Raw genomic sequence first — 23,211 nt, 5'->3', positions numbered from 1 at the left:
TATAGAAGTAGGGGGCGGGTTATGGCGCACAATTCTTCGCCACAACATCAGGATGAAAAGCAGGAGCAGGGCTATCAGGGCGCGAAGATCAGAGCCCAGGGCTCGCGTTATGGAGCACAAACCCTGTTGATCAGCGCCGCCGTGTTACTGGTGCTGGTGGCGGTGATGAAGTTTCGCCCCGGTGAGGTCTTGCTGGCGGAGATTTTTATTCTGAGCGCCTCCTTGGTGGGCGTGCTGGTGGGCTTTTTGAAATTACGCGAGCCCTTTTACAGCATCTATCTCGATAGGGACAAGCTCAGTTATAACCATAAGTACGGCTGCTGGCAGCTGCCGGTGGGCAATCTGGCTCGGGTCGGCGTGGTGCAGGTGCAGCGTCAGGGCGAAGTGTTAGAGCTCAATGTAATAGGTATTTGTGTGCGCCATGAAGACGAGTTTTTACAGCGCCTATCGCCGCGTTTGGCCGGTCGTTTGTTAGTTGAGCAGCGCCATTTTCTGTTGCAGGCGATCAAGGCCTATTGTCATGAGGGCAAAGAATGCCCGCCGCACTGGCTGGTGGAAGACACCGAATATGTTAGCGAAGGCGGCTGCAAATATACTGGATTATTAGCTATGTTTGCTAATAGAATGAAAAACTTAAAACTATTGACCGGATACCATATCCTGCTGCCTGCGGCGGCATTGGATCGGGATATCTGGACCTTCAGTTATATGTTACATCGTTGGCAACAAGACCCGGTGCTTACCGTGTCTCGGTTGCGGCAAGAGCTGTCTGCAGCAAGTAGTAAGTGACAGAGGAAATTTTCCATGGCCGATGAAAGAGCGTTTATAAAAAGTGGTCGTAATACCCTGATCCATAAAGTTAAAAAAGTGGACTTGGTGGTTGTTAACGGTGAAGACCATCCAAAAATCAAGGTCACTCAGCATGGTCTTGAGCCCTTTAAAGAGCCGTTACCGCGCAATCGCCGTGAAGCCAGGGAGCGCTACCTGGAGGTGGTGCATGTTTCCAGTGCCGATATTTTTGCCGAGGAAAAACGCCTGCTCTTTATTCAGGCCCTGGATGGTAAAGAGTATAAAATCGACTACTCCAAAATTGGCACCAAGCTGTTTGTGCGTATTCATCAGGAAGGTTACCTCTAAATCTTCGTTACATCACCGCCTGGGGTGGTGATGTCCCCCCAGTAATACATGCTTACATTTTTGTGCAGCACAATTGTTGTTCAATATCGCCAAGTTAGTTAGCCTAAGTCCATCAACTAGATAGGGATTGGGCGATGAGCGTACGTAAATACCTTTGGCTATGGGCCTTGCCGCTGGCATTGATTTGTTATGCCATAGGCGCCGAAAAAGGAGTGTTGGCCTTATTGATCGTCGGCGCGTTTTTAGAAGGCGCATTTTGGTTGGGCCTGTTTAAACGCACCAAGAAAAAGCAAAACAAGTCTTAATTTAATGCACACTGTTTGGGGTAAAGTCGTCTAACTTGGCCTGAATCGTTCTTTGTAGCTCGGGCACCAGCGGGTCAAGCCGGCGATTAACCACATGATTAAGGCGAAACCGCCGCAACGGCAAAATATTAAAGTCATTTGCGTATTGCTGGCCATCACCAAACACGGTAGAAAATATCGCATATTCAAATTCATAGCGCTTCAACAACTCTGGGGTACGCCTGAGCTTTTCGTTAAACACCAGCTTGGCTTTGATATCAAAGTTAGTCAGGGATTCTAAGGCCCCCCGAGTCACCAGTATTTTGTTGCTCGGCTTACTTAACGCCGCCAGATTACAGGGGACCGCCTTATCACACAGCAACATATGCTCTCCAAGTGCCAGCGTGGGCTCGACCACACGCACATTCTTAAACCTAGCCATGTTGGCCGTTACTCGGACCACATCAAGATCACTCAGCCCGGCATTGAGTAGCACCAAGCCGCGGCGGGCCGGAACCGCTTCCAGTTTTAAACTGATGCCAAGCTCGGCGTAGATCTGCTCGATAAAATGGATAAAGGGCTCGACCCCGGGGGTATTAATATAGGTGCCAACCAGATGCGTTGGCCGGGTAAAGGCGGTGTCGGTTTTCAGGTGGCGCTGGAGCAGATCGTCCAAGAAGGCTTTGCGAGCGCGATTGGTGTCATTTTGTTTGAGTGCCAGCACCAGGGGAATATCGGCAAACTGGGTGACCATTTTGAGTTTTTTTGCTCGTTTGCTTGGCGAAAAGTGACCGACGACCTCAGGACTGGCAAGGATCAAATCGACGCTGCCGCGGTCGAGCATATTCACCAATTCCCGCTCCGAGCCCGCATAATGCAGGGTTTCGCCGTATTCATCGAGCACATTTTGAATGTTGGCGGGATACACATAGCTGGCCACCACGCCCACCTTATATTGCTCAAACAGGTGGATCAGATTGCGATAATCCAGATCATTATCACTTTTGCTGAGGATGCCAAGGTGGGAAAAGCCAAGCGGCGCAGAAGCCATAAAGCCACTGCGTACCTCCGATGGCCAAGCCGGAAAGTAGCCGGCGTACTCGCCTGCAGCGGCTCGTAACTGAGCCTGCTCCCAGGGCAGGTAATCGACTTCGATGGCAATATCATGAGGCGCTAGCAGGTCGCGCAGCGAGGCAATGGCATCGCCGCCATTGTCCATATGCGCGCTGGCGTAGGGCGGCCATTCCAGCGAGGCTATCTTCCAGGTTGATGTGGCTGCAAATCCAGTCAGAGGCAAGGCAATAAGTGCGATCAAGGCCCAGTGCAAGAGACGTTTCAACATAGCTGCCACTCCTTAAAAAGAGAAGACGAATGGCCGTGGCGGTGCTGACAAAATCCGGGTAAAGGGGCGTGTCCACACCCTTATAGCCTATTGCATTAAGTATAACAGTTGTGCCGGGAGCCACCGATTTTCTGATGGCTGCCTGAAGGTTTTTATGCGAACAGTTAGGTGAATGGAATTCCCATATGGATACTTGTTGTACCCCATTGTTACTGAAGAAAATTCTCTATTTAGGGGGCGGAAGTTGCGAATAATTTCATTTCATCGACAAGATGGGTTTTACAATTGATTACATCCTTGTAACAATATCCGGCTTAAAACAATAATAAAGGGAGTTAACATGAAATATCCACTTATCGCATTCACCGCCTTAGCCCTAAGCGGCTGTAATTCGACCGACAATAACACCACAGCAAGTGCATCTAACCTGCAAAGTGACAATGCCTCAGTGAGTAGCGTTGAAGCGAGCGAGACAACAACAAATAAAGCTTCAGCACAGGCTTCGGCTCAAGCCTCTGTTGAAACCCCTCAACAAGACGTGGTCAGCGAAACCAAAGTTGCTAAGGCATCTAAGTCTCTAGCAGGTAATGAGGTGCTCTACATTCTCACCAATGTACCTTATTCTAATCCGAATATTATCGCCGACAATGTTAAAAGCGAGTGTTACCAGCTGGGCAATCAATTTTCAGATTCTTTGGTGAAATATGCCAAGGCGCAGCGTATTGCCATTGAGCAGGTGAAGGGTGAGTTACCGCAAACCGGTAAGGTGCTGCAACTGAGCATCGATAATGTGTACAGTGGCGGTAATGCGTTTATTGGTCACCGTAAATCGGCATCGGTATCCGCTAAGTTGATGATCGATGGCAAGGTGGTCGACAGCACCAGCAAAACGCGTAATTCGGCGGGTGGTTTTTTTGGAGGCTTTAAAGGCTCTTGCTCGGTGTTAGCGCATACCGTGAATACCTTGGGTAATGATATTGCCAAATGGGCCAAGTCGAGTAAGCATTTCTAAGCATCACCTATACTGAGACAACGAATATAAGAACCGGCTCAGGCCGGTTTTTTTGTGCCAATCAAAAAAACTGAGTTTAGACGTACCGCTTTTCATTATCTTATACAGTGCTTCATACAGTATTTTGTGGTCTTATTGATGCGTATCTGCGAAGATAGGCAAAACGGTTTACTTCTTTTTTGGCCATGAAGAAATTTATCCATATCGATATGGATTGCTTTTATGCGGCAGTGGAAATGCGTGATAACCCCAAGCTTGCCAAGGTGCCTTTGGCGATTGGCGGCAAAAGTCGTCGTGGGGTGCTGTCCACCGCCAATTATATCGCCCGCCAATACGGGGTGCGCTCGGCCATGTCCAACTATCACGCCAAGCAGTTGTGTCCAGAGCTGGTGATCGTACCCGGGCGTATGCAGGTCTATAAAGAAGTCTCTCAGCAGATAAGGGCGATTTTTAGCCGTTATACGGAGCTAATAGAGCCCCTGTCGCTGGACGAGGCCTATCTCGATGTGACCGACGCCCAAGCCTGCCAGGGCAGTGCCACCCTAATTGCCGCGCAAATCAGGCGGGAAATCCAGGCCGAAACCGGGCTGACTGCATCTGCGGGGATAGCACCCATCAAGTTTATTGCCAAAATTGCCAGCGACGAAAACAAACCCAATGGCCAGTGCGTGATCACCCCGGATCAGGTGCCGGCGTTTTTAGCGGCGCTAGATCTTAAAAAAATCCCCGGAGTGGGCAAGGTCACCATAGAAAAACTGCACGCCCAGGGGTTGTTTAAAGGTCAGGATGTGCTGGATAAGGGCATGACCTGGATGCAGCAACAGCTGGGAAATTTCGGTGCTTCCTTATATCAAAAATGTGCCGGTCAGGTTATCGGCGCGGTAAGCACCGAGCGAGTGCGCAAATCCCTCAGTGTGGAACACACTTACGAATACAATAAAACAACCTTGGCCCAGTGCCAGCAAGCGCTGCCTGCCTTGCTTGAAGAGCTCATCATGCGATTGGACAGACAGCAACTACACCAGCACATCAATAAACTCTCGGTTAAGGTGAAGTTCGCCGACTTTCATGTCACCACGGCGGATCAAAGTGGCCACAGCCTGAGCCTTGATGTATTCAATGCCTTGTTGGCCAAGGCCTATGAACGGGGCGTAACGCCAGAGGTGAGGCTGCTGGGGTTAGGCGTGGGCATAGACAGCGAGCAGGCCGATGTGCAGCAACTGAGCATCTTAGACTAAAGCGCTAGTGAATTTTTACACTATGCTGATAAGGTGAATCTGAGTTTTTGCGTAAACACGTTCGTGCGTTACAACGCTTAATACCAATTCTGTTAACTATGTGATCAGATATAGCGCTGGATAAACGCCGTGAGTACGACATTTAGCCCGCTAGAATGATTAGCTATTTAAGTGAATTGGTATAACCCCTGTGACTACAAAAACAAAGAGAGAAGACTATGCAATCGGTTGTTATTGTCTTGCTTGGCATCGTCGGCATGTTATTTGGCTGGCTGGTGTATTCCAAGTTTATCGCTGAAAAAATATTTCGCATGGATGACAGGTTTGTAACGCCAGCTCACGAGCTAGAGGACGGTGTCGATTATGTGCCCACCAACAAGGTGGTCCTTTGGGGGCACCATTTTACCTCGGTAGCCGGGGCGGCGCCCATAGTGGGTCCGGCCATCGCCGTTTACTGGGGCTGGGTGCCGGCGGTGCTGTGGGTGGTCTTTGGTACCATCTTCTTCGCCGGGGTGCACGATATGGGTGCCCTGTGGGCCAGTGCCCGCCATAAGGGTAAGTCCATGGGCGCGCTGTCGGAGTCGGTGATCGGTAAACGCACTCGTTCATTATTTATGATAGTGGTGTTCCTGGTGCTGCTGATGGTGAATGCGGTATTTGGAGTGGTGATCGCCAACTCTTTTGTGGCACAACCCAACGCTGTGTTCCCGGCTTGGTCGGCCATCGTTGTGGCGCTGATCATAGGTCAGCTGCTGCACCGTAAGGTGCCGCTTATTCCCCTGTGCGCCATCGGCGTGGGGGTGCTTTATGCCACCATCTACATGGGCAGCTCTATGCCATTGGCGCTGCCCACGGAAATGTTTGGTCTGGCCGACAAGGCCAACTGGATCATCATTCTCTTTATCTATGCCGCCATTGCTTCTTTGCTGCCGGTGTGGATGTTGCTGCAACCGCGCGACTTTATCAACGGCATGCAATTGCTGGTGGGTCTGGTGCTGCTTTACGGTGCGGTGTTTATTTCCATGCCGGATATCACGGCGCCAGCCTTTAACACCCAAACCGCGGTCGATACCCCAAGTATAATTCCGTTGTTATTTGTGACCATAGCCTGTGGTGCCGTGTCTGGCTTCCACGGCATCGTCTCCTCGGGTACCAGCTCAAAACAATTGGATAAGGAAACCGACGGTCGTTTTGTGGGTTATCTTGGTGCCGTGGGGGAGGGCTGTTTGGCGCTGATCACCTTAGTGGCGGTCAGTGGCGTAGCCCTGGCCGTATCGCCCGAGGAATGGCATGAGATCTACAGCCACCTGGGGGCCGGTAGTGTGAACGCCTTTATTACCGGCGGCGCGAACCTAATCGAAAGTGGCTGGGGGATCTCCACCGAAGTGGCCTCGACCCTGTTGGCGGTGATGGTGGTGCTCTTTGCCGGGACCACCATGGACTCAGGGGTGCGCTTACAGCGCTACATCATTCAGGAGTGGGGTGAAATCTATAACCTTGGTGTGCTGAAAAACGGCATTATCGCGACCTTGGTCGCGGTGGGATGTTGTTTGCTGCTGGCCTTTGGTGCCGGCGGCTCATCGGGCAGCGGTGGCATGATCATCTGGCCCTTGTTTGGTTCAACCAACCAGATCCTCGCCAGCCTTACTCTGTTGGTTATTTCGGTGATGTTGATCAAGGCGGGTCGCCCGGCCATTTATACCCTGATCCCCATGGTCTTTGTACTCACCATGGCCTTCTTTGCCGGTTTGATTAAACTGGTCGAATACTATGAGCAGGGCAACTGGCTGCTGGTCAGCCTGGATGCCATAGTGCTGGTGGTCAGTGTGCTGGTTATGCTTGAAGCCTGGTCGGTCATAGTCACCCACAGGCGGGACGAACGCGCAAATAAAGCGTCATCGTAAGCCAAGCTTGCCAAGCTCCTTTACAGGCCGAGGCGTAAAGCTCGGCAGTCGGTAGTAAAGGGGCGCTAAATCACCGATAATAAAGGTCCTTTGTTTAAATTTAGGACCTTTTTTTATGTCTTATGCCCACGCCATAGCCTGCGCCACTCTTGATGCCGCAAGCGCCCAAGGCCAGTTCGATGCTCTTATCATTATCAGCGCCAGCCTGGATTCAGTGCCCCAGCCTTACCTAGATGTATTACGCCAAAACGGCGCCGTAGACAGCCGCATTGGTAAGCAATGCGCGCTAGTGGTGTGTGAAGCTGCACCGGGTCAGCGTCTTATTTTTGCCCCGACTGGGCCTTTGACTCGCGATTATGATGATGTTCGCCGCGTATTTGCCGCCGCCAAGGCCGCTATTGAGCTGGCGAAGCAGGCCGGTGCCGTTAAGCCTGCCTTGGGTGTGTCTGGTATCAGCGAGCTAGCTGGGTATGAGTTTGCCAGCGAAGTGGCCTTTTTGGGTGCTAATCAGGCGCTATGGCAGCCTCTTGAAGCGCGTGAGTATCACGGCGAAGCCATCTCTCCGATTGAAGCCATAGGTGTTGTTGGCGCCGATGACGAGCAGCTTAAGCAGATGAATGCTATCGCCGCCGGTCAGTATGCCGCTCGTGATCTGTGCGGTACCGAGCCAGAGCGCATGGCACCACCGCGTTTTGCCGATTACTGCGTGGAGCTATTTCAGGGCACCAAGGTGAGCACCGAGGTGATCAGCGACATCGCCACCATAGACAAGGATTACCCATTATTGAGCACTGTGGCCCGTGCTTCTTACGCGGTCGAGCGTCACCATCCGCGCGTGGTAAAACTGGCCTATGTGCCCGAGGGCGACGTTGAACGCACTCTGATCTTCGTGGGTAAAGGCCTGGTCTATGACACAGGTGGTGCCGATCTGAAAGTCGGCGGTTTTATGGCCGGTATGAGCCGTGACAAGGGCGGTGCCGCATCGGTAGCCGGTTTTATGAAGGCGGTGGCTGAAGCGCAGCCTAAAGGCGTTAAGGTTATAGCTTACCTGGCCGTGGTGCGTAACTCTATCGGCTCTGATTGTTTCGTTCCCGATGAGATCATCACAGGTCGTGAAGGTGTACGTGTACGCATAGGTAACACGGATGCCGAAGGACGTCTGGCCATGGGTGACTTACTAAGCGAAGCCAAAGACCTGGCGAAAAACGAAGTAAATCCGGAGATCTTCACCGTGGCCACGCTAACTGGTCATGCCGCCCGTGCGGTAGGTCCTTACAGCGCCTATGTTGAAAATGGTCCGGCTCGCGACGCTAAGGTATCGCAGCAGCTGGTTGAGCATGGCGACCTGTGGGCCGATTGTGCCGAGGTTTCGCGCTCGCGTCGTGAAGACTATGACTTTGTGCAGCCGCGCACTCAGGCCGACGATCTGCTTTCCAGCAACAATGCACCGTCAGCGGTTACCGCGCGTGGTCACCAGTTCCCGATGGCCTTCCTCGCCATAGTGTCGGGCTTGGATAAGCACGGCTTAGACAGCGATCAGCCATTGCCTTATGTGCATATGGATATTGCCGGTAGCGGCGTTGAAGGCGGCGACTGGCAGCATGGTAAGCCGACGGCACCGACCGTGGCAGCCCTGTTCGCACGTTATTGCCGTTAATAGCGGTTAATAACTACTTGGCTCACAATTGCGGTGTTAAAAATTGCCTAGCATTTGTTTCGTCCGTGACGTTTTTAAGATGAGGTTGTGAGTAGGTGCTGTGGGCGAGGCTTTAGCCTTGCAAGCTTGTAGGTCGGTGCTCTGCGCCGACAAAGCCAACTTACAATCAAAGACATAAAAAAGGCTGGGAATTCCCAGCCTTTTTTATTTTTAGTACGACTTATTTTTCTTCCATGTCGAAGTGACGGTTGAAGAAGTCGGTAATGGTTTGATGCAGGTGGGTTTGCACCTTTTTACCGCGTAAGCTGTGTTTTGAGCCCGGGTAGGTCATCATTTCAAACGGCAGAGCTTTATCCTGCAACTGTTTAAACAGCTTGGTGGCATGGGTGAATAACACGTTGTCATCGGCCATACCGTGATAAATCATCAGTGGGCCTTTGAGACCATCCACATAGGGAAACACCGCGCTTTGCTCATAACCCATGGCATTGGTTTTCGGGTGGCTCAGGTAGCGCTCCGTGTAGTGAGTGTCGTACAGGGCCCAGTCGGTCACCGGTGCACCGGAAACACCGGCCTTGAAGTAGTCACCGGCTTTAAACATGGTCATCAGTGCCATATAGCCGCCGTAGCTATGGCCATAAATACCGATACGCTCCGGGTCGACGTAATCCAGAGTACGTAAGTACTCGACGCCCTTGATCTGATCGCGCACTTCGGCCTCACCCAGGTGCTTGTAGATCACATCTTCAAAGCGCTTGCCGCGGTTATACGAGCCACGGTTATCAAGCTGGAAGACCACATAACCCTGTTGCACCATGTATTGGAAATACAGGTTCTTGCTGCGCCAGCTGTTGGTCACGCGCTGGGCATGCGGGCCGCCGTAAACATTCACCATCACCGGGTGCTTTTGCTTTTTGTTCAACTTGCGTGGCTTGAATAGGCGATAGTGCATGATTTGCCCATCTTCCGCCTCAATAGTGCCGTACTCGGGCTTAACCAGGTCGCTCAGATAAGGCGTAAGCGGGTGAGTGTCGTTTAGCTCATTTTGCTCCAGCCAGGTAATAAAGTCGCCGTTGGCTTTGCGCAGCGCCACATAGGGAGGGCGATTCACCGCCGAGGCTCTGTCGATAAAGGTTTGCTGATCGTCTGCCATCACCACATTGTGGTATTCACCGCTGTTGGTGATACGGGTGATCTCGCCTTGCTCAAACAGCGGCGTGCTGTAGAGATGGCTTTCAAGCGGTGTATCTTTGCGACCGGCAAAGTAGATCAGGCCTTTTTTCTCGTCCACACCCTTAATGGCTTCGACAATCCACTCACCCGAGGTGATCTGGCGTACCAAGGTGCCATCGTTCTTGTACAGATACAGGTGTTTAAAGCCATCACGCTCCGAGGCCCAGACAAAGTGTTGCTTATCTTTTAAGAACTTAAGGTCGAAGTGCAGGTTGATCCAAGTATCGCTGGTTTCTTTGAGCGCCACCTTTTGTGTTTTCGTTTCGCTGTTATAAAAGCGCAGTTCCAGATTGTGCTGAGCACGGTCTTGCCATTGATACGACAGGGTCTTGCTGTCTTTCAACCAGTCGGCACGGGCAATGTAGATGTTTTTTTCTTCACCCAGGTCGACCCAGTCGATTTGCTGGTCGTTAAGGCTGACAACGCCTAACTCGATTTCAACATTGTCGGTGCCGGTGAAGGGGTAGCGCTGATTGAATAGCTTCACTTCTTCGGCATAGATTTCGTTACGGATCGCCTCGGCCACCGGCGTTTCATCGATGCGGGTAAAGGCAATCTTGCTTTCATCGCCAGCCCACCAGTAGCCGGTCATACGGCTCATTTCTTCTTGCGCCACAAACTCGGCCATGCCGTTTTTAATCACGCCACCGCCGTCCTTGGTCAGCTGGATTTCTTTACCGCTGTCCAGCGCCAGGGCGTAAAGGTTCTGCTCACGAATAAAGGAGACATAATTGCCCTTGGGCGAGAAGCGGGCATCGGTTTCAAAGGCTTCGGTATCGGTCAGCTTGCGGCTTTTGCCGTTGGCCAACTGGTAGTAATAAAGATCGCCGTTGAGTGGGAATAACAGCGCCTGGCCGTCTTTCGACCAGGTGTATTCTAAAATACCGCGGCCAAAGATGCGCTGGCGCTCACGGCGCGCCTTTTCTTCATCGGACAGTGTTTCTGGGCCGGAGAACAGCGCCTGGGAGTCGACCAAGAGGCGATTGCTGTTGTCTTTGAGGTTGTATTCCCATAAATCGTAACGGTTGTAGTCGTCTTTTTTACCCTGCAAATAGGTAACACGGCTGCCATCGGGAGAAAACTTTAATTGCACCGGGGCCGTGCCGGCAAGGTTAGGGTCGTCGAAGATACGTTCCAGGCTGAGCTCTTTGGCGTTGGCGGCACTGCACACCAAGCCACTGGCTAGCGCCAGAGATAAGTATTTGGTTGTTTTAGACACGGGTAAACCTTATTGTTGGAATCCTATGCCCGATGGTACTCATGCACCTTGGGCTGCGCAACTTTATGCTATCAAACAATATAGGAGCACATATGTTTTCTTTGGCGCCCGAATTACAAAAAGACTGTATTGAATTAGCCGACTGGCCCCTGTGTAAGCTGTTGCTAATGAATGACAGCCAGTATCCCTGGTTTATCCTGGTGCCACGCAAGGAGGGGGTTACCGAGATCATCGATTTAACCGAGCAGGAGCAACTGATGCTGATGCAGGAGTCGGCGCAATTGAGCAAGCTACTGCAATTCGTGTTTAATCCGGACAAGCTCAATATTGCGGCGCTGGGGAACATGGTGCCACAGCTGCATATTCATCATATCGCCCGTTTTCGCAGTGACATCGCCTGGCCTAAACCCGTGTGGGGGCTGCATCCGGCTGTGCCTTACACCGAGCAGCAAATTGCCGAGCTAAAACAGGCGCTGCAACTGTCTTAAAACGAAAAACGGCATCCAATGGATGCCGTATCAAGGGATAGAGTTACTTCACGTCGCCGAGCTTTTCGGCCTGCTCCTTACAGCGGTTATACACTTCCTGACACTGAGCCACACAGACCTGATTGGTCATGCTGTCGTTAATGCTGCTGTTGTTGCAGCTGTTTTCACACTGGAAGTTTTGCTGTGCACATTGATTGAGTTCTGGGTTGTTGACACCATTTTGGCAGCCACCCAGTAACAACATGAATGCAGCTGCAAATGCCGCAGAAGAGATCGCTTTGTTCATCCTATCACCTTGTTTATTCTTCTATTCTACTTGCAGTCTAGCGGCAAATTGTCGATAAGTCTTACTTTATCAACAAAAGCGGCGGCTAAAATAACCAGCTCGCTGTCCTGCTGCTCGGCGCGGCGTAAGGTGTTGCGCTCGGCAATGCTGAAGTAGTCAACAACCAGGCCCGCGGCGGCAATGCGCGCCTTGGCTTGTTGTTCCAGGTCGGCAAAGTCTTTAATGCCGTCGAGAAGCTGCTCCTTGACCCAGTTTAGGGTGGCGAAAAGCACGGTTGCTTGCTGCTTTTGCTCGTCGCTGAGGTAGCCGTTGCGCGAGCTTAAGGCTAGGCCATTGACGTCGCGTTGAGTCGGTACACCCACCACTTCCACCGGCATGGACAGGTCGCGCACCATGGTTTTGATCACCTGCAACTGCTGGAAGTCTTTCTCGCCAAAACAGGCAAAATCCGGTTGCACTAGGTTAAACAGCTTGGTCACTACGGTGGCCACGCCGCGGAAGTGACCGGGACGCGAACCGCCGCAGTAACCCATGGAAACCTCGGGCACATCAACATAGCTCTGGCTGCCCAAGCCATTGGGGTAGATGGTGTCTACCGTGGGCGTAAATAAATAGTCGGCGCCACGCTCGCTAAGGCCTTGTTGGTCTTGCTGTAGGGTGCGTGGATAGGCATCCAGGTCTTCATTGGCACCAAATTGCATGGGGTTAACAAAAATGCTGACCACCACCTTGTCGGCCAGGGTTTTGGCCTTATCGACCAAGGAAAAATGGCCTTCATGAAGGTTGCCCATGGTCGGTACAAAGGCGACGCTTAGCCCCGCCTGACGCCAGGCCTTCACCTGACTACGAAGAGAACGGATTTCGCTGGTTGTTTGCATGCACTAATTTCGCTTAATTGAACTCGTGGTCAGGACCTGGGAAGGCGCCACTTTTTACATCGTCACAATATTTCTTCACCGCCGCCGGCATATTGCCGCTTTCCGCCAGGAAGTTTTTTGAGAACTTGGGGATATAACCGGCAGAAATACCCACAAGATCATGCATTACTAAAATCTGACCATCCGTGTCTTTACCCGCACCTATGCCGATAGTGGGAATGTTCACCGCTTCGGTAATGGCTTTGGCTAGTACGCTGGGAATACACTCAAGTACCAGCAGCTGAGCGCCCGCGGCCTCTAAAGCCTGGGCGTCGGCAATCATTTTATCCGCCTGCTCCTTATCGCGACCTTGGATTTTAAAGCCGCCAAACACATGCACGGATTGCGGCGTTAAGCCGAGGTGACCACAGACCGGCACGCCTTGCTGGGTGAGGGCGCGAATGCTGTCGTGCAACCACTGACCGCCTTCGAGTTTGACCATGTTGGCTCCGGCACGCATCAACTTGGCGGCATTGGCACAACTTTGCTCAACATTGTTGTAGGTCATAAAGGGCATGTCGGCAATAACGAAAAGCTCGCGGCTACCGGCGCGCACGCACTTGGTATGATAGGCAATATCATCGATGCTGACCGCCAGGGTATCGTCGCCGCCTTGCAATACCATGCCCAGGGAGTCACCTACCAGCACGGCATCAACGCCATTGTCGGCAAACAGTTTGGCAAAACTGGCGTCATAGGCGGTTAAAGAAGTGATTTTTTCACCGGCTTGCTTCTTTTTAAGCAAGGTGGATACGGAGATCTTCGCCATTAGCTTTCCTTATTGGAGTTGTTCTAGGCCATTGCGAGGCACTTGCGTTGTCAGGCTGCGCACCGAGCTGCCATCGGGCAACTCGAGTTCAGGTGCCAGTTCAAACAGCGGATAAAGCACGAATTCGCGCACCTTCATGCCGTAATGGGGCACGGTTAAACGTTCATCGTCGATGCATTGGCTGCCAAAAAGCAGGATATCTATGTCCAGGGTGCGCGGACCCCAGCGTTCGGCCTTACGTACGCGGCCGAGGTTTAGTTCGATGGCCTGAGTGGCATCGAGCAGCTCGTGAGGGGCAAGCTGACATTGCAGCTCCATCACCGCGTTAACATAATCGGGCTGGTCTTGCGGCCCCATGGGCTTGCTGGCATAAAACGCCGAGCAGCGATGGGCTCGAGTGCCGGGCAGTTGCGTTAAGGCATTAACCGCTTGTTGCAACTGCGCAATGGGGTCATTGAGATTAGCCCCTAGGCCCAGATACACGGTGTGATAACTCATGACGACGACTCACCCGCGGCCTTATCGCCTTTGCGTTTTGAGCCGCCACTGCGACGTCGACGGGGGCGACCGCTGCCTCGGGTCGTGCCACCGAGCGACTTGACCATCATTTTCTGGCCGTTCACGTCGGCGTTCAGGTAGGCAGTCCACCAGTCACACAATTCTTTTAAGTCATCCTGACCGCTGTCGACCAACAACAACATAAAGTCATAGGCGGCCTTAAAGCGCGGCTGCTGGCTTAGACGGTAGGCACGTTGGCCGCCACGCTTATCAAAGCGATGTTGAATATGCCAAATGTCGCGGGCACCCAGGGTAAAGCGTTTAGGCACCGCAACCTGTTGGGCGCTTTCGCTCAATACCTGGTTCATAGCCGCAGCCAGCGCATCGAAATGAGGCAACTGCTCACGCTGCATCAGTTCCTGGCAACGCTGCAGCAGCGGGAACCATAACAAGGCGGCAAAGATAAACGCCGGGGTGACTTTCTTATCATTATTGATGCGCGCATCGGTATTGATAAACATCTGGGTAATAAAGCGTTCTTGCTGCGAGTCCGGGTTGGCATCAAGGATCTTATCCAGGGCCGGGAACAGGTACTTAAATAAGCCAAACTCACGCAGGGCCTTAAAGTTGGCTTCGGCCTTGCCGCTCAAAAACAGCTTTAGACATTCTTCAAACAAACGTGCCGGCGGTATATTGGAAAGCAAGTCCGCCAGCTCCTTGATTGGCTTGGCCGTGGCTGGAGAAATAGACATATCCAGCTTGGTGGCAAAGCGGATGGCGCGCAGCATACGCACCGGATCTTCGCGGTAGCGGGTTTCGGGGTCACCAATGAGCTCAATGCGACGATTTTTAATGGCTTTAACGCCATTGGCATAATCGTAAATGCAGAAATCTTTAATAGAGTAATAGAGCGCATTGATGGTGAAATCGCGACGCTCGGCGTCTTCATCTATGGTGCCATATACATTATCGCGCAATAATTGACCGTGTTCCGAGGCGTGGCTGATATTGTTTTTACCGCCGCCGTCACCACCGTGGTGGCCACGCATGGTGGCTACTTCGATAACTTCGCGACCAAAAACGATATGAGCCAGGCGAAAACGACGACCGATTAAGCGACAGTTGCGGAACAGTTTTTTGACCTGCTCAGGGGTGGCATTGGTGACCACGTCGAAGTCTTTGGGTTGTAGGCCTAACAGGAGATCGCGCACACAGCCACCAACCAGATACGCCTCATAACCGCCGTCTTTGAGGCGATACAATACCTTAAGGGCATTGGGGCTAAACTGGCTACGGGAAATACCGTGCTCACTTCGAGGAATGATAACCGGCTCGTTTAAGGTGGTGATTTGCCCTTGTTCGGCATCACTCGTGTCTTTCGCTGACAACACCTGCCGGCATAGCTGAAACAGTTTAGAAATGATAATCGCTCTCCCAAGCTACAGTTATGGCGATTGTGAAAGTGGCTTATAATATACCAGCACGGCAGAAAAATTAAGCGAGCGCGGATAAAAATCGCAGCACCAGGACTATGGCACTGGTTATAGCTGCTGAATTAGGGTGTTACCCTCATCGTCTTCGCTGACTTGTACTTCCAGAGCGCGGCGCAAGGCTGGGCGTTGGTATACGTGCTGGGCCCAGTTAAGAATGTCGGCAACCGGGTAGGTGGCTAACTCCGGTGGCGGCGTAAAGCCGAGAAAGCACAGTGCATCAAGCAGCGCGGGTTGCGGATTTTGCCGGTCGATGGCCGGGGCATAATTTTGTTTCGACAGTTTAAAGCCGGGGCTGGCCACCGCCAAAGGCAGATGCAGGTACTCGGGCGCTTTGTGCTCTAACTGCTGAAATAGGCCTATTTGTCTAGCCGTGGGTATCAGCAGGTCGGCGCCGCGTACCACCTGGGTAATACCCTGGTCGATGTCGTCGATGACCACCACCAGTTGATAGGCGAATAAGCCATCGCGGCGTTTAATGATGTAGTCTTCTTCGGCCTCAGCGGCGGCAATATCGACCCGACCTTGCAGTGCATCCAGGTAATGATACACCGGCTGTTGCTGCTTTAGGCGCAGCGCCAGATGCTCACCGTGCAAGCCTAAGTCGCGACAATGGCCGTTATAAATGCCCCCTAAGGCTTTGATTTCTTTGCGGCTACATTGGCAGCCATACACCAGGCCTTGTTGTCTCAGTTGCTCGCTTACCTGGGCATAACGTTCTAACCGTTGGCTTTGCCAGACCACTTCGCCATGCCAGTGCAGGCCGTAGGCTTCTAAGGTATGGAGGATATCGGTGTCGGCGCCGGGGCGAACACGTGGTGTGTCTATGTCTTCAATACGAACCAGCCACTGTCCTTGATTTGCATGTGCGTCAAGGTAGCTGCCGAGGGCGGCAACCAGTGAGCCAAAGTGAAGTGGGCCTGAAGGGGAAGGGGCAAAGCGGCCAACATAGGGTGTGGCGCCGAGATCCCCATCCAAATGGGTCATGGTGTATTAACCGCGACCCGATTGTTTCTCTTTGATTTCCGCCAAGGCTTTACAGTCAACACACAGGTCGGCCGTAGGGCGTGCTTCAAGACGGCGGATACCGATTTCGATACCGCACGATTCACAATAACCAAAATCGTCTTCGTCGATCAGGGTTAAGGTTTTTTCGATTTTCTTAATCAGTTTACGCTCGCGGTCACGAGTACGCAGCTCTAATGAGAATTCTTCTTCTTGTGCTGCACGGTCGACCGGATCAGGGAAATTCGCAGCTTCGTCTTGCATGTGCGTTTTAGTGCGATCCACTTCATTTCTTAGATCGTTACGCCATGACTCCAGAATTTTGCGAAAGTGAGCACGTTGCTTTTCATTCATGTACTCTTCGCCTGGCTGTTCCTGATACGGCTCTAACCCCGCCTGAGCGATCAAACCTAATTTACGCTGCTCTGGCATAACTATCTCCTAAATCCTTAATACCAAGTCCCCGGTAAATACCGGCGGCTATAAATAGCAAAATACCACCCCCTTAGCAAACACTTTTTATTTTAGTGCCTTGCCTTGGCTTGGCTGCGGCCCTTGCCGTTCGCCAAGCCGCCAACCGGGTGCTGGTTTTTTAATTCGCCTTGATATTGGGCCATCTGAGGTTATTTCAAGGGCTCGCTGATCTAAATTACCGTTTGCGGTTATCTTTAAAGCGGCGCCCAAGGACCCCTGCAGCAGCTACATTTGTTTGAGAGCTTGATCCGATTTATTTTTTTCACTCATTTAAAGTATAGGGCACAGAGCGGGTTAAGACGACTGCCTCGGCGCTGATATCTGCCTTATAGGCCAGGACTTCCACACCGGCCGTCACCGCTTCTTCAAGCAATTGCGCATACTTAGGGTCGATATGCGCCGCTGCACTCACGTCTTGGATGCCGGTGTGCAGCACGGCAAACAGGAGTACCGCTCTATGGCCTTGTGCTTTCATTGTCATCAGCTCGCGTAGGTGTTTTTGCCCGCGCAGGGTTTGCGCATCGGGGAAGTAACCCTGGCCGTTTTCTTCCAGTAAGGTCACGGACTTCACTTCGATATAGCAATCGGCTTTGTTGGCATCGCGCAGTAAAATATCGATACGGCTGTTTTCATCGCCATATTTTACTTCGCTCAGCAGTTCATCGTAGCCTTGCAGCTCTGTAATCAAGCCCTGTTCAATGGCTTCGATGGCCACCTTGTTGGCTACGGCGGTGTTTACGCAGATCAAGTCGCCGGCTTGATTGCTGGAGAGCTCCAAGGAATGCGGGTATTTGCGCTTGGCGTTATTGCTGGTGGAGTAGTAGGCCATTACACCGGGCTCGGCGCAGCCGGTCATCTTGCCGGTATTGGCGCAGTGCACGGTAAACTCATGGCCGTCGGGATGGTGTAAATCAACTAAAAACCGTTTATAGCGTTTTAACAGGGTGGCGCTTTGAAGAGGCGGTTGAAATAACATTAATCGTACTTCGCTTTAGAACTGCATGGCCCTAGTGTAAACTGCTGGTAATTGTAATCACAGTCCAAGAGGACCCCTATGAGTCAACAATTTTTAGTACAACTAAGCGAGCAGGCAGCCCCAGGTCATTGGGGTGAGGCGGCAAACCTTTCTTTCAATGAGCAAGGTGCAACCGTGCACCTAAGCGAAACCGACACCCTGATCAATGTGCAAAAGGCTGGTCGTGCCGTTGCCAACCAAGGCGTAAAAGCGGTTACCCTGACCGGTGATGCCTGGTGCACAGAGAGTCAGTGGGCTTTCTATCAAGGTTTTGTGAGCCCTAAAGTACTAGATGGCGTTGAATTCGTTGAGAACGAGCAAAGTGATTTAAAAGAGCTGGCGGCACTTAAGCAGTCGGCCATCTGGATGCGTCAGATGATCAACGGCACTGCCGAAGACATCTACCCTGAAAGCCTGGCGGAAAAGGCCGGTGAGTTTATTCAGTCTTTGGCTCCTGAGCATGTGAGCTACCAGATCATCAAGGGCGAAGCGCTAAAAGAGCAGCAGTGGATTGGTATCTACGAGGTAGGTCGCGGCAGTGAGCGCCCACCGGTCTTGCTTGAGCTGGACTTTAACCCAACTGGCGATGACAACGCCCCTGTGGCCTCGGCGCTTGTAGGTAAGGGGATCACCTTCGATTCCGGCGGTTACTCAATCAAGCCAAGCGAAGGCATGCTGACCATGAAGTGTGACATGGGCGGTGCGGCCACGGTAACCGCAGGTCTGGCACTGGCGATTAATCGCGGTCTGGACAAGCGTGTAAAGCTGTTCCTATGTTGTGCCGAGAACTTGATCTCGGGCCATGCTTACAAGCTGGGCGACATTCTTACCTACAAAAATGGCACCACGGTTGAAATCGTTAATACCGATGCCGAAGGTCGTTTAGTACTGGCCGATGGCCTAATGGCTGCCAGTGAAACGGGTGCAACCACCATTATCAACGCGGCAACCCTAACCGGTGCAGCCTTGGTTGCGGTAGGTCAGGAATACAATGCGCTATTCGGTCTGGATAAAGACATGGTGCGTGACGTTGAAAGCTTCGCCAAGGAAGAGTTCGAAGGCGCGTGGCCACTGCCGTTGGAGAAATTCCACCAGAACAACTGTCCGTCACCTTATGCCGACACAGCAAACAGTCGTCCGCAAAAAGGCGGTGGCTTCGGTGGCGCTTCGAATGCTGCGGGTTTCCTATCACGCTTTGTGCGTGACGAAGGTCAGGGATGGGTGCATATGGACCTGGCTGCGGCCTTCCAAAACAGCCCAACCAGCCTGTGGTCTGCCGGTGCAACCACCTTGGGTATGCGTACCGTAGCTCGCACACTACAAGAAAAGTCGTAATCGACCGAGAGGTAGCGGCTCAGTGAGTCGTTACCTCACTTAAATTTACTCTCCTTGCCTTCATTGCGCATCAACAAGATGGTTAAATAAATCTTCGTTGGCAAAGACATAATCAAACCCACCGCAATGCAGACAGCGCCAACCATAAAGCTGTAAATACCAAAATAGTCACGAAACGAGTCCGTCACCAGCAGAGAGTGGCCGGCGATGATCAGCAGTACGCCAAACACAATAATGACCTTGAGTAGGGTTAAGGTAGAAAGCCTGGGCATGAGTTTCTCCCGAGTCTGCTCCTATGGTTAGTTAACCAAAAAACCAGCTTTATGGGTTTGATCCAGCGCAGTAGTCGCGTCGATTGCAAAAATGTGTGCGGCCGAGCTCAGGTGCTTGCGATGGTGCAAGTGGCGCCATACACTGAAGCAAAATCAACAGACGAGATAAAGTAATGCTTGCTAAGCCCGGTAAAATCACCTGCATAGGTCGTAATTATGTTGAGCATATCAAGGAGTTGGATAATGCCATGCCCGATGCCATGGTGATCTTCAACAAGCCGCCCTCGGCACTGGCCGAGGTGTTGCAGTCGCAGCATCAAAATGACGCCCTGCACTATGAGGGGGAGTTGTGTTTTGCCATTAAAAATAATCGCCCGGTCGCCGTGGCCTTTGCTTTGGATCTCACCAAGCGGGCGCTGCAAGGTGAATTAAAGGCCAAGGGCTTGCCCTGGGAGCGGGCAAAAAGTTTTGACGGCGCGGTGCTGGCCAGTGACTTTGTCGCCATCGATGAGACCGACATCGCCAGGCTGTCGTTGCGTTTGTATATCGACGGCGAACTTGTGCAGCAGGGCCAGACCACGCAGATGTTGTATCCGGTGCAAGCGGCCATTGATGAGCTGGCCGGCTGGCAGCGCTTGCAAGACGGTGACTGGTTGTTATCCGGCACACCCAAGGGAGTGGGTGAGGTGCGTGCGGGGCAGGTATTCGAAGGGCAGGTGTTACTTGGCGACCAGGTCCTGGTTACAAAACAATGGCAAGCACTCTAGGGTCTTGGAATTCAAAAGTTTACTGTATAAATAAACAGTGTTAATCTCATGGTTAGTTTTACCTAACTGTGTGCTTGCATGGATAAGAAAGTCCTACCGCCACGCTATTATCTGGCGCATTTTAAAGAGTTTCTCCACTATCATCAGCAGCACGCCTGGCATCTGTGTGCGGATGCCGAGCGCGGCTATATCAATGAATTTCTGAGCCTGCCCGAGCATGCCCAGTGTGTGCTGGTGCGCATGTATAATCGTAAGTCCGATTTTGTTGAGCAAAGCAGCTTAAACTACGAGGAAATAGACCATGTGCCGCTGGCGTTGGCATTGCTTAAACGCCGCCAGTGGGTGCGCTATGTGCAGGAGCATGAATTTGCCGCCTGGCTTGAATCCCTCACCAAGCTGGAGTTGGTTAATCTGTGTAAGGAGCTTGAGTTACCGGGTATCGCCCTCTCCGCAAAAAAGCCGATGTGGCTGGCCTATTGTCAGCAAACCCTGAGTTTTGGTCATGTGCGCCATAGCCAGCTGTTTTTAAGTTATCTGGTACACAGTTATAATTCGGTGCTGCACTACCTCTTGTTCGTTTTCTTTGGCCGTATTAATAGCTCAATGACACAGTTTTCATTGCGCGACCTCGGTATTCGCCGCACCAATAAGGGAGAGACCGGAGCGCGTTTTAATGAGCTCGATGAGGCTAAAAGTGCCTTTTTCTTTGGTGACGTACGCGCTCAGGCAAAAACCTTGGAGGAGGAGCCCCATTTGCTCGCCTTGGCGCAAACCTTAACTCAGGCGCCGCAGCCACATGGGGCTCTGGCACAGCGTTATCGCCATGAAGCTCTGTATGTGCTGGGTAAAAAACTGTTGGCCCTGGGGGAGCGTTATGAGCAAGGGGGGCTGGACTTACTAGCCGAGAGCGAACACCCACAGGCGGTGGAGCTGGTGGTGCGCCAGCGCTATAAGCGCGGTGATAAAGACTGGGCCGAGGCTCGGTTGTTGGCTTTAATCGAGGATCCCAGTTGTGAGCAGGTGTTGTTTTTTGCCCAGGACTTTTATGCCCTTAAATTTCAGGGCAAGCGTACCAGCACCTTGACCGATCTATTGCGCGATGGCGAGCCTCTGGCCATAGACGAGGCCTACTCTCACCACGTAGAGCAGGGGGTCATCGATTTATATCGGCAGCAGGGCATACAGGCGCTGCATTGCGAGAACCAATTGTGGCTTCATCTCTTTGCCCTGTGTTTTTGGGATGCACTTTTTGTCGGTGCCGAGGGTGGCGTGTGCACCGAGTTCGATGTTTTCCCAAGCAGTTTACGCGACGGTCGTTTTTATCAGTTGCATGGTGACACCATAGCGGCGCTGTTTACCGCTTGTGATACTAAGTCCAAGCTGGTGCATCATATTACCGCTAACGCCACCCGGCACTACCAGCAGCCCAATGCCTTTATCCGCTGGCATGAAAACCTGCTTGATCCCTTACTGAGCCTGATTGAGCATGCACCCTTGTCGGCCATTTATGCGCAATTGACCGTGATGGCCAAGGATTTCGTCAATGCCAAAGACGGCTACCCGGATTTGATGGTGTTAGCGCAAGACAAGCTGCGTTTTGAAGAGATAAAGGCGCCGGGCGATAGCCTGCGCCGCAATCAACTTATTGCCATCAGGCAATTGCAACGAGCCGGGTTCGAGGTGCGGGTGCGAAGCGTTTGCTGGCAGGTTAACCCCGAGCAGCCCTATGTAGTGGTGGATATTGAAACCACGGGAGGGCAAAAGAATGCGCACCGGGTGACCGAAATCGCCGCGGTCAAGCTGGTGAACGGCCAGGAGGTGGCGCGCTGGCATTCGCTGATCAATCCCGAGCGTCATATTCCGCGCCATATCGCCGAACTGACCGGCATAGACAATGCCATGGTGGCCGAGGCGCCGACCTTTGCGCAGATTGCTCCGTCGCTGTGGCAGTTTTTACAGGGGGCCATTTTTGTTGCTCACAATGTCAATTTTGACTACGGCTTTTTACGCGCCGAGTTTGCCCGTACCGACAGAAATTTAATTTTACCTAAGCTGTGCACCGTGCGTTTGGCACGCAAGCACCTGCCAGGATATGCCTCTTATTCCCTGGGTAAGCTGTGCAAGGAGTTGGGTATTGACCTTCAGGGGCATCACCGCGCTATTAATGACACCCTGGCCACGGTACAATTATTTGAATTAATACAAGAACAAAGGCAAAAATAATGGAGTTAACAAACTGGCTGGCCTTGGTAGGCATTTGTTTAATGGGAGCCATGTCTCCGGGTCCGAGCCTGGCGGTGGTTTTAAAGCACTGCCTGCACAGTGGTCGCTCCGGCGGTATTGCCTGCGCACTTAGCCATGGCTTTGGTGTGGGTGTGTATGCGCTGCTGGCCATCTTGGGCCTGGGAACCTTGCAGCAACAGGTGCCCTTGTTGTATCAAATCCTGATTTATGGCGGCGCGCTGTATTTGTTGTATTTGGCCTTTAACAGCTGGCGCAGCGGTGCCACCAAACTAAAAATTGAAGAAGCCGGCAGCAAGCGTCGCAACGCCATACAAGACGGCTTTGCCATTGCTTTTTTAAACCCCAAGTTGGCGATTTTCTTTGTCGCCCTGTTTTCGCCCTTTATTCCCGCCGAGCCGATGCAATGGCAACAGCAGGCGGTGATGGTGGCAACGCCGACCGTTATCGATGCGCTCTGGTATTGTGTGGTGGCCATGCTTTGCAGTCATCCGCGTTTCTATCCCTGGCTGGAGCGCAACCAGTTAATTATTAATAAATTACTGGCCGTGGCCTTTACCTTCCTGGCGCTCACCGTGTTGCTGCGTCAATGGTTGTAAAAAATAAAAAGGCTTGCGTGTTGCAAGCC

At 52.2% G+C, this 23,211-nt stretch carries 23 protein-coding genes; 12 read left to right on the top strand and 11 right to left on the bottom strand.

Annotated elements, in window-relative coordinates; all coding sequences use genetic code 11:
* Positions 1-21: 21 nt before the first annotated feature.
* The 3 genes from C2M36_RS16720 to C2M36_RS16920 all read left to right on the top strand — a co-directional run bounded on the left by C2M36_RS16720 (position 22) and on the right by C2M36_RS16920 (position 1,442).
* Positions 22-789: a DUF2982 domain-containing protein gene (locus C2M36_RS16720; protein WP_105255868.1), complete on the top strand. Its 768-nt coding sequence runs from the start codon at positions 22-24 to the stop codon at positions 787-789.
* A 15-nt stretch (positions 790-804) separates the two neighbouring features.
* On the top strand, positions 805-1,137 hold the full coding sequence (locus C2M36_RS16715; protein WP_105255867.1) for a hypothetical protein: 333 nt from the start codon (positions 805-807) through the stop codon (positions 1,135-1,137).
* A gap of 134 nt (positions 1,138-1,271) precedes the next feature.
* Positions 1,272-1,442, top strand: coding sequence for a hypothetical protein (locus C2M36_RS16920; protein ID WP_199774390.1), 171 nt, complete (start codon positions 1,272-1,274; stop codon positions 1,440-1,442).
* Position 1,443: 1 nt separating this feature from the next.
* Here the strand turns inward: C2M36_RS16920 and C2M36_RS16710 are convergent, their stop codons facing one another.
* Entirely contained in the window at positions 1,444-2,763 is a 1,320-nt protein-coding gene (locus C2M36_RS16710; protein ID WP_105255866.1) for a hypothetical protein, read from the bottom strand.
* A 340-nt stretch (positions 2,764-3,103) separates the two neighbouring features.
* On the opposite strand from C2M36_RS16710, the gene C2M36_RS16705 reads away from it, so the two are divergent.
* The 4 genes from C2M36_RS16705 (at position 3,104) to C2M36_RS16690 (ending at position 8,574) form a co-directional block, all read left to right on the top strand.
* Entirely contained in the window at positions 3,104-3,775 is a 672-nt protein-coding gene (locus C2M36_RS16705; protein ID WP_105255865.1) for a hypothetical protein, read from the top strand.
* A 185-nt stretch (positions 3,776-3,960) separates the two neighbouring features.
* The gene (dinB, locus tag C2M36_RS16700; RefSeq protein WP_105255864.1) at positions 3,961-5,013 is read left to right on the top strand and encodes a DNA polymerase IV; all 1,053 of its coding nucleotides are present in this window, start codon (positions 3,961-3,963) and stop codon (positions 5,011-5,013) included.
* Positions 5,014-5,231: 218 nt separating this feature from the next.
* Positions 5,232-6,917, top strand: a complete 1,686-nt coding sequence (locus C2M36_RS16695) for a carbon starvation CstA family protein (protein ID WP_105255863.1) — start codon at positions 5,232-5,234, stop codon at positions 6,915-6,917.
* A gap of 115 nt (positions 6,918-7,032) precedes the next feature.
* Complete coding sequence (locus tag C2M36_RS16690) at positions 7,033-8,574, top strand: M17 family metallopeptidase (protein WP_105255862.1); 1,542 nt, start codon at positions 7,033-7,035, stop codon at positions 8,572-8,574.
* Between the two features lie 220 nt (positions 8,575-8,794).
* Here the strand turns inward: C2M36_RS16690 and C2M36_RS16685 are convergent, their stop codons facing one another.
* A complete protein-coding gene (locus C2M36_RS16685) occupies positions 8,795-11,026 on the bottom strand; it encodes a S9 family peptidase (protein WP_105255861.1) in 2,232 nt (743 codons plus the stop codon).
* 92 nt (positions 11,027-11,118) lie between these two features.
* Between C2M36_RS16685 and C2M36_RS16680 the strand changes: the two genes are divergently transcribed.
* Positions 11,119-11,514, top strand: a complete 396-nt coding sequence (locus C2M36_RS16680) for an HIT domain-containing protein (RefSeq protein WP_105255860.1) — start codon at positions 11,119-11,121, stop codon at positions 11,512-11,514.
* Positions 11,515-11,557: 43 nt separating this feature from the next.
* On the opposite strand, the gene C2M36_RS16675 is transcribed toward C2M36_RS16680, so the two are convergent.
* The 8 genes from C2M36_RS16675 to sfsA form a co-directional block, all read right to left on the bottom strand.
* Positions 11,558-11,800 carry a hypothetical protein gene (locus tag C2M36_RS16675; RefSeq protein WP_105255859.1) on the bottom strand — a complete coding sequence of 81 codons (243 nt, stop codon included), beginning with the start codon at positions 11,798-11,800 and terminating at the stop codon, positions 11,558-11,560.
* A 26-nt stretch (positions 11,801-11,826) separates the two neighbouring features.
* Positions 11,827-12,678 carry a pantoate--beta-alanine ligase gene (gene panC, locus C2M36_RS16670; protein WP_105255858.1) on the bottom strand — a complete coding sequence of 284 codons (852 nt, stop codon included), beginning with the start codon at positions 12,676-12,678 and terminating at the stop codon, positions 11,827-11,829.
* A 13-nt stretch (positions 12,679-12,691) separates the two neighbouring features.
* Positions 12,692-13,486, bottom strand: a complete 795-nt coding sequence (gene panB / locus C2M36_RS16665; protein ID WP_105255857.1) for a 3-methyl-2-oxobutanoate hydroxymethyltransferase — start codon at positions 13,484-13,486, stop codon at positions 12,692-12,694.
* A gap of 9 nt (positions 13,487-13,495) precedes the next feature.
* Entirely contained in the window at positions 13,496-13,984 is a 489-nt protein-coding gene (folK, locus tag C2M36_RS16660) for a 2-amino-4-hydroxy-6-hydroxymethyldihydropteridine diphosphokinase (RefSeq protein ID WP_105255856.1), read from the bottom strand.
* On the bottom strand, positions 13,981-15,309 hold the full coding sequence (gene pcnB, locus C2M36_RS16655) for a polynucleotide adenylyltransferase PcnB (RefSeq protein WP_105255892.1): 1,329 nt from the start codon (positions 15,307-15,309) through the stop codon (positions 13,981-13,983). Before pcnB ends, folK begins: the two co-directional genes overlap by 4 nt.
* 216 nt (positions 15,310-15,525) lie before the next feature.
* Positions 15,526-16,461, bottom strand: coding sequence for a tRNA glutamyl-Q(34) synthetase GluQRS (gene gluQRS, locus C2M36_RS16650; RefSeq protein ID WP_105255855.1), 936 nt, complete (start codon positions 16,459-16,461; stop codon positions 15,526-15,528).
* A gap of 6 nt (positions 16,462-16,467) precedes the next feature.
* Positions 16,468-16,911 carry an RNA polymerase-binding protein DksA gene (gene dksA, locus C2M36_RS16645; protein ID WP_105188352.1) on the bottom strand — a complete coding sequence of 148 codons (444 nt, stop codon included), beginning with the start codon at positions 16,909-16,911 and terminating at the stop codon, positions 16,468-16,470.
* A gap of 304 nt (positions 16,912-17,215) precedes the next feature.
* Positions 17,216-17,929, bottom strand: coding sequence for a DNA/RNA nuclease SfsA (gene sfsA, locus C2M36_RS16640; RefSeq protein WP_105255854.1), 714 nt, complete (start codon positions 17,927-17,929; stop codon positions 17,216-17,218).
* 78 nt (positions 17,930-18,007) lie between these two features.
* Here sfsA and pepB point away from each other — a divergent pair, with 78 nt between their 5' ends.
* On the top strand, positions 18,008-19,303 hold the full coding sequence (pepB, locus tag C2M36_RS16635; RefSeq protein ID WP_105255853.1) for an aminopeptidase PepB: 1,296 nt from the start codon (positions 18,008-18,010) through the stop codon (positions 19,301-19,303).
* A 35-nt stretch (positions 19,304-19,338) separates the two neighbouring features.
* Here the strand turns inward: pepB and C2M36_RS16630 are convergent, their stop codons facing one another.
* On the bottom strand, positions 19,339-19,575 hold the full coding sequence (locus tag C2M36_RS16630) for a hypothetical protein (RefSeq protein ID WP_105255852.1): 237 nt from the start codon (positions 19,573-19,575) through the stop codon (positions 19,339-19,341).
* 173 nt (positions 19,576-19,748) lie between these two features.
* Between C2M36_RS16630 and C2M36_RS16625 the strand changes: the two genes are divergently transcribed.
* The 3 genes from C2M36_RS16625 (at position 19,749) to C2M36_RS16615 (ending at position 23,182) form a co-directional block, all read left to right on the top strand.
* Positions 19,749-20,342, top strand: coding sequence for a fumarylacetoacetate hydrolase family protein (locus C2M36_RS16625; protein WP_105255851.1), 594 nt, complete (start codon positions 19,749-19,751; stop codon positions 20,340-20,342).
* Positions 20,343-20,420: 78 nt separating this feature from the next.
* Positions 20,421-22,565, top strand: a complete 2,145-nt coding sequence (locus tag C2M36_RS16620; RefSeq protein ID WP_105255850.1) for an exonuclease domain-containing protein — start codon at positions 20,421-20,423, stop codon at positions 22,563-22,565.
* Positions 22,565-23,182, top strand: a complete 618-nt coding sequence (locus C2M36_RS16615) for a LysE family translocator (RefSeq protein WP_105255849.1) — start codon at positions 22,565-22,567, stop codon at positions 23,180-23,182. The genes C2M36_RS16620 and C2M36_RS16615 overlap by 1 nt, the downstream gene beginning before the upstream one ends.
* Positions 23,183-23,211 lie beyond the last annotated feature (29 nt).

It is taken from the genome of Pseudoalteromonas sp. T1lg75, assembly GCF_002964705.1.
Taxonomy (GTDB): Bacteria; Pseudomonadota; Gammaproteobacteria; order Enterobacterales; family Alteromonadaceae; genus Pseudoalteromonas.
Note: the sequence above shows the minus strand (reverse complement) of the source record. Positions and strands in the feature narration are given on the sequence as shown.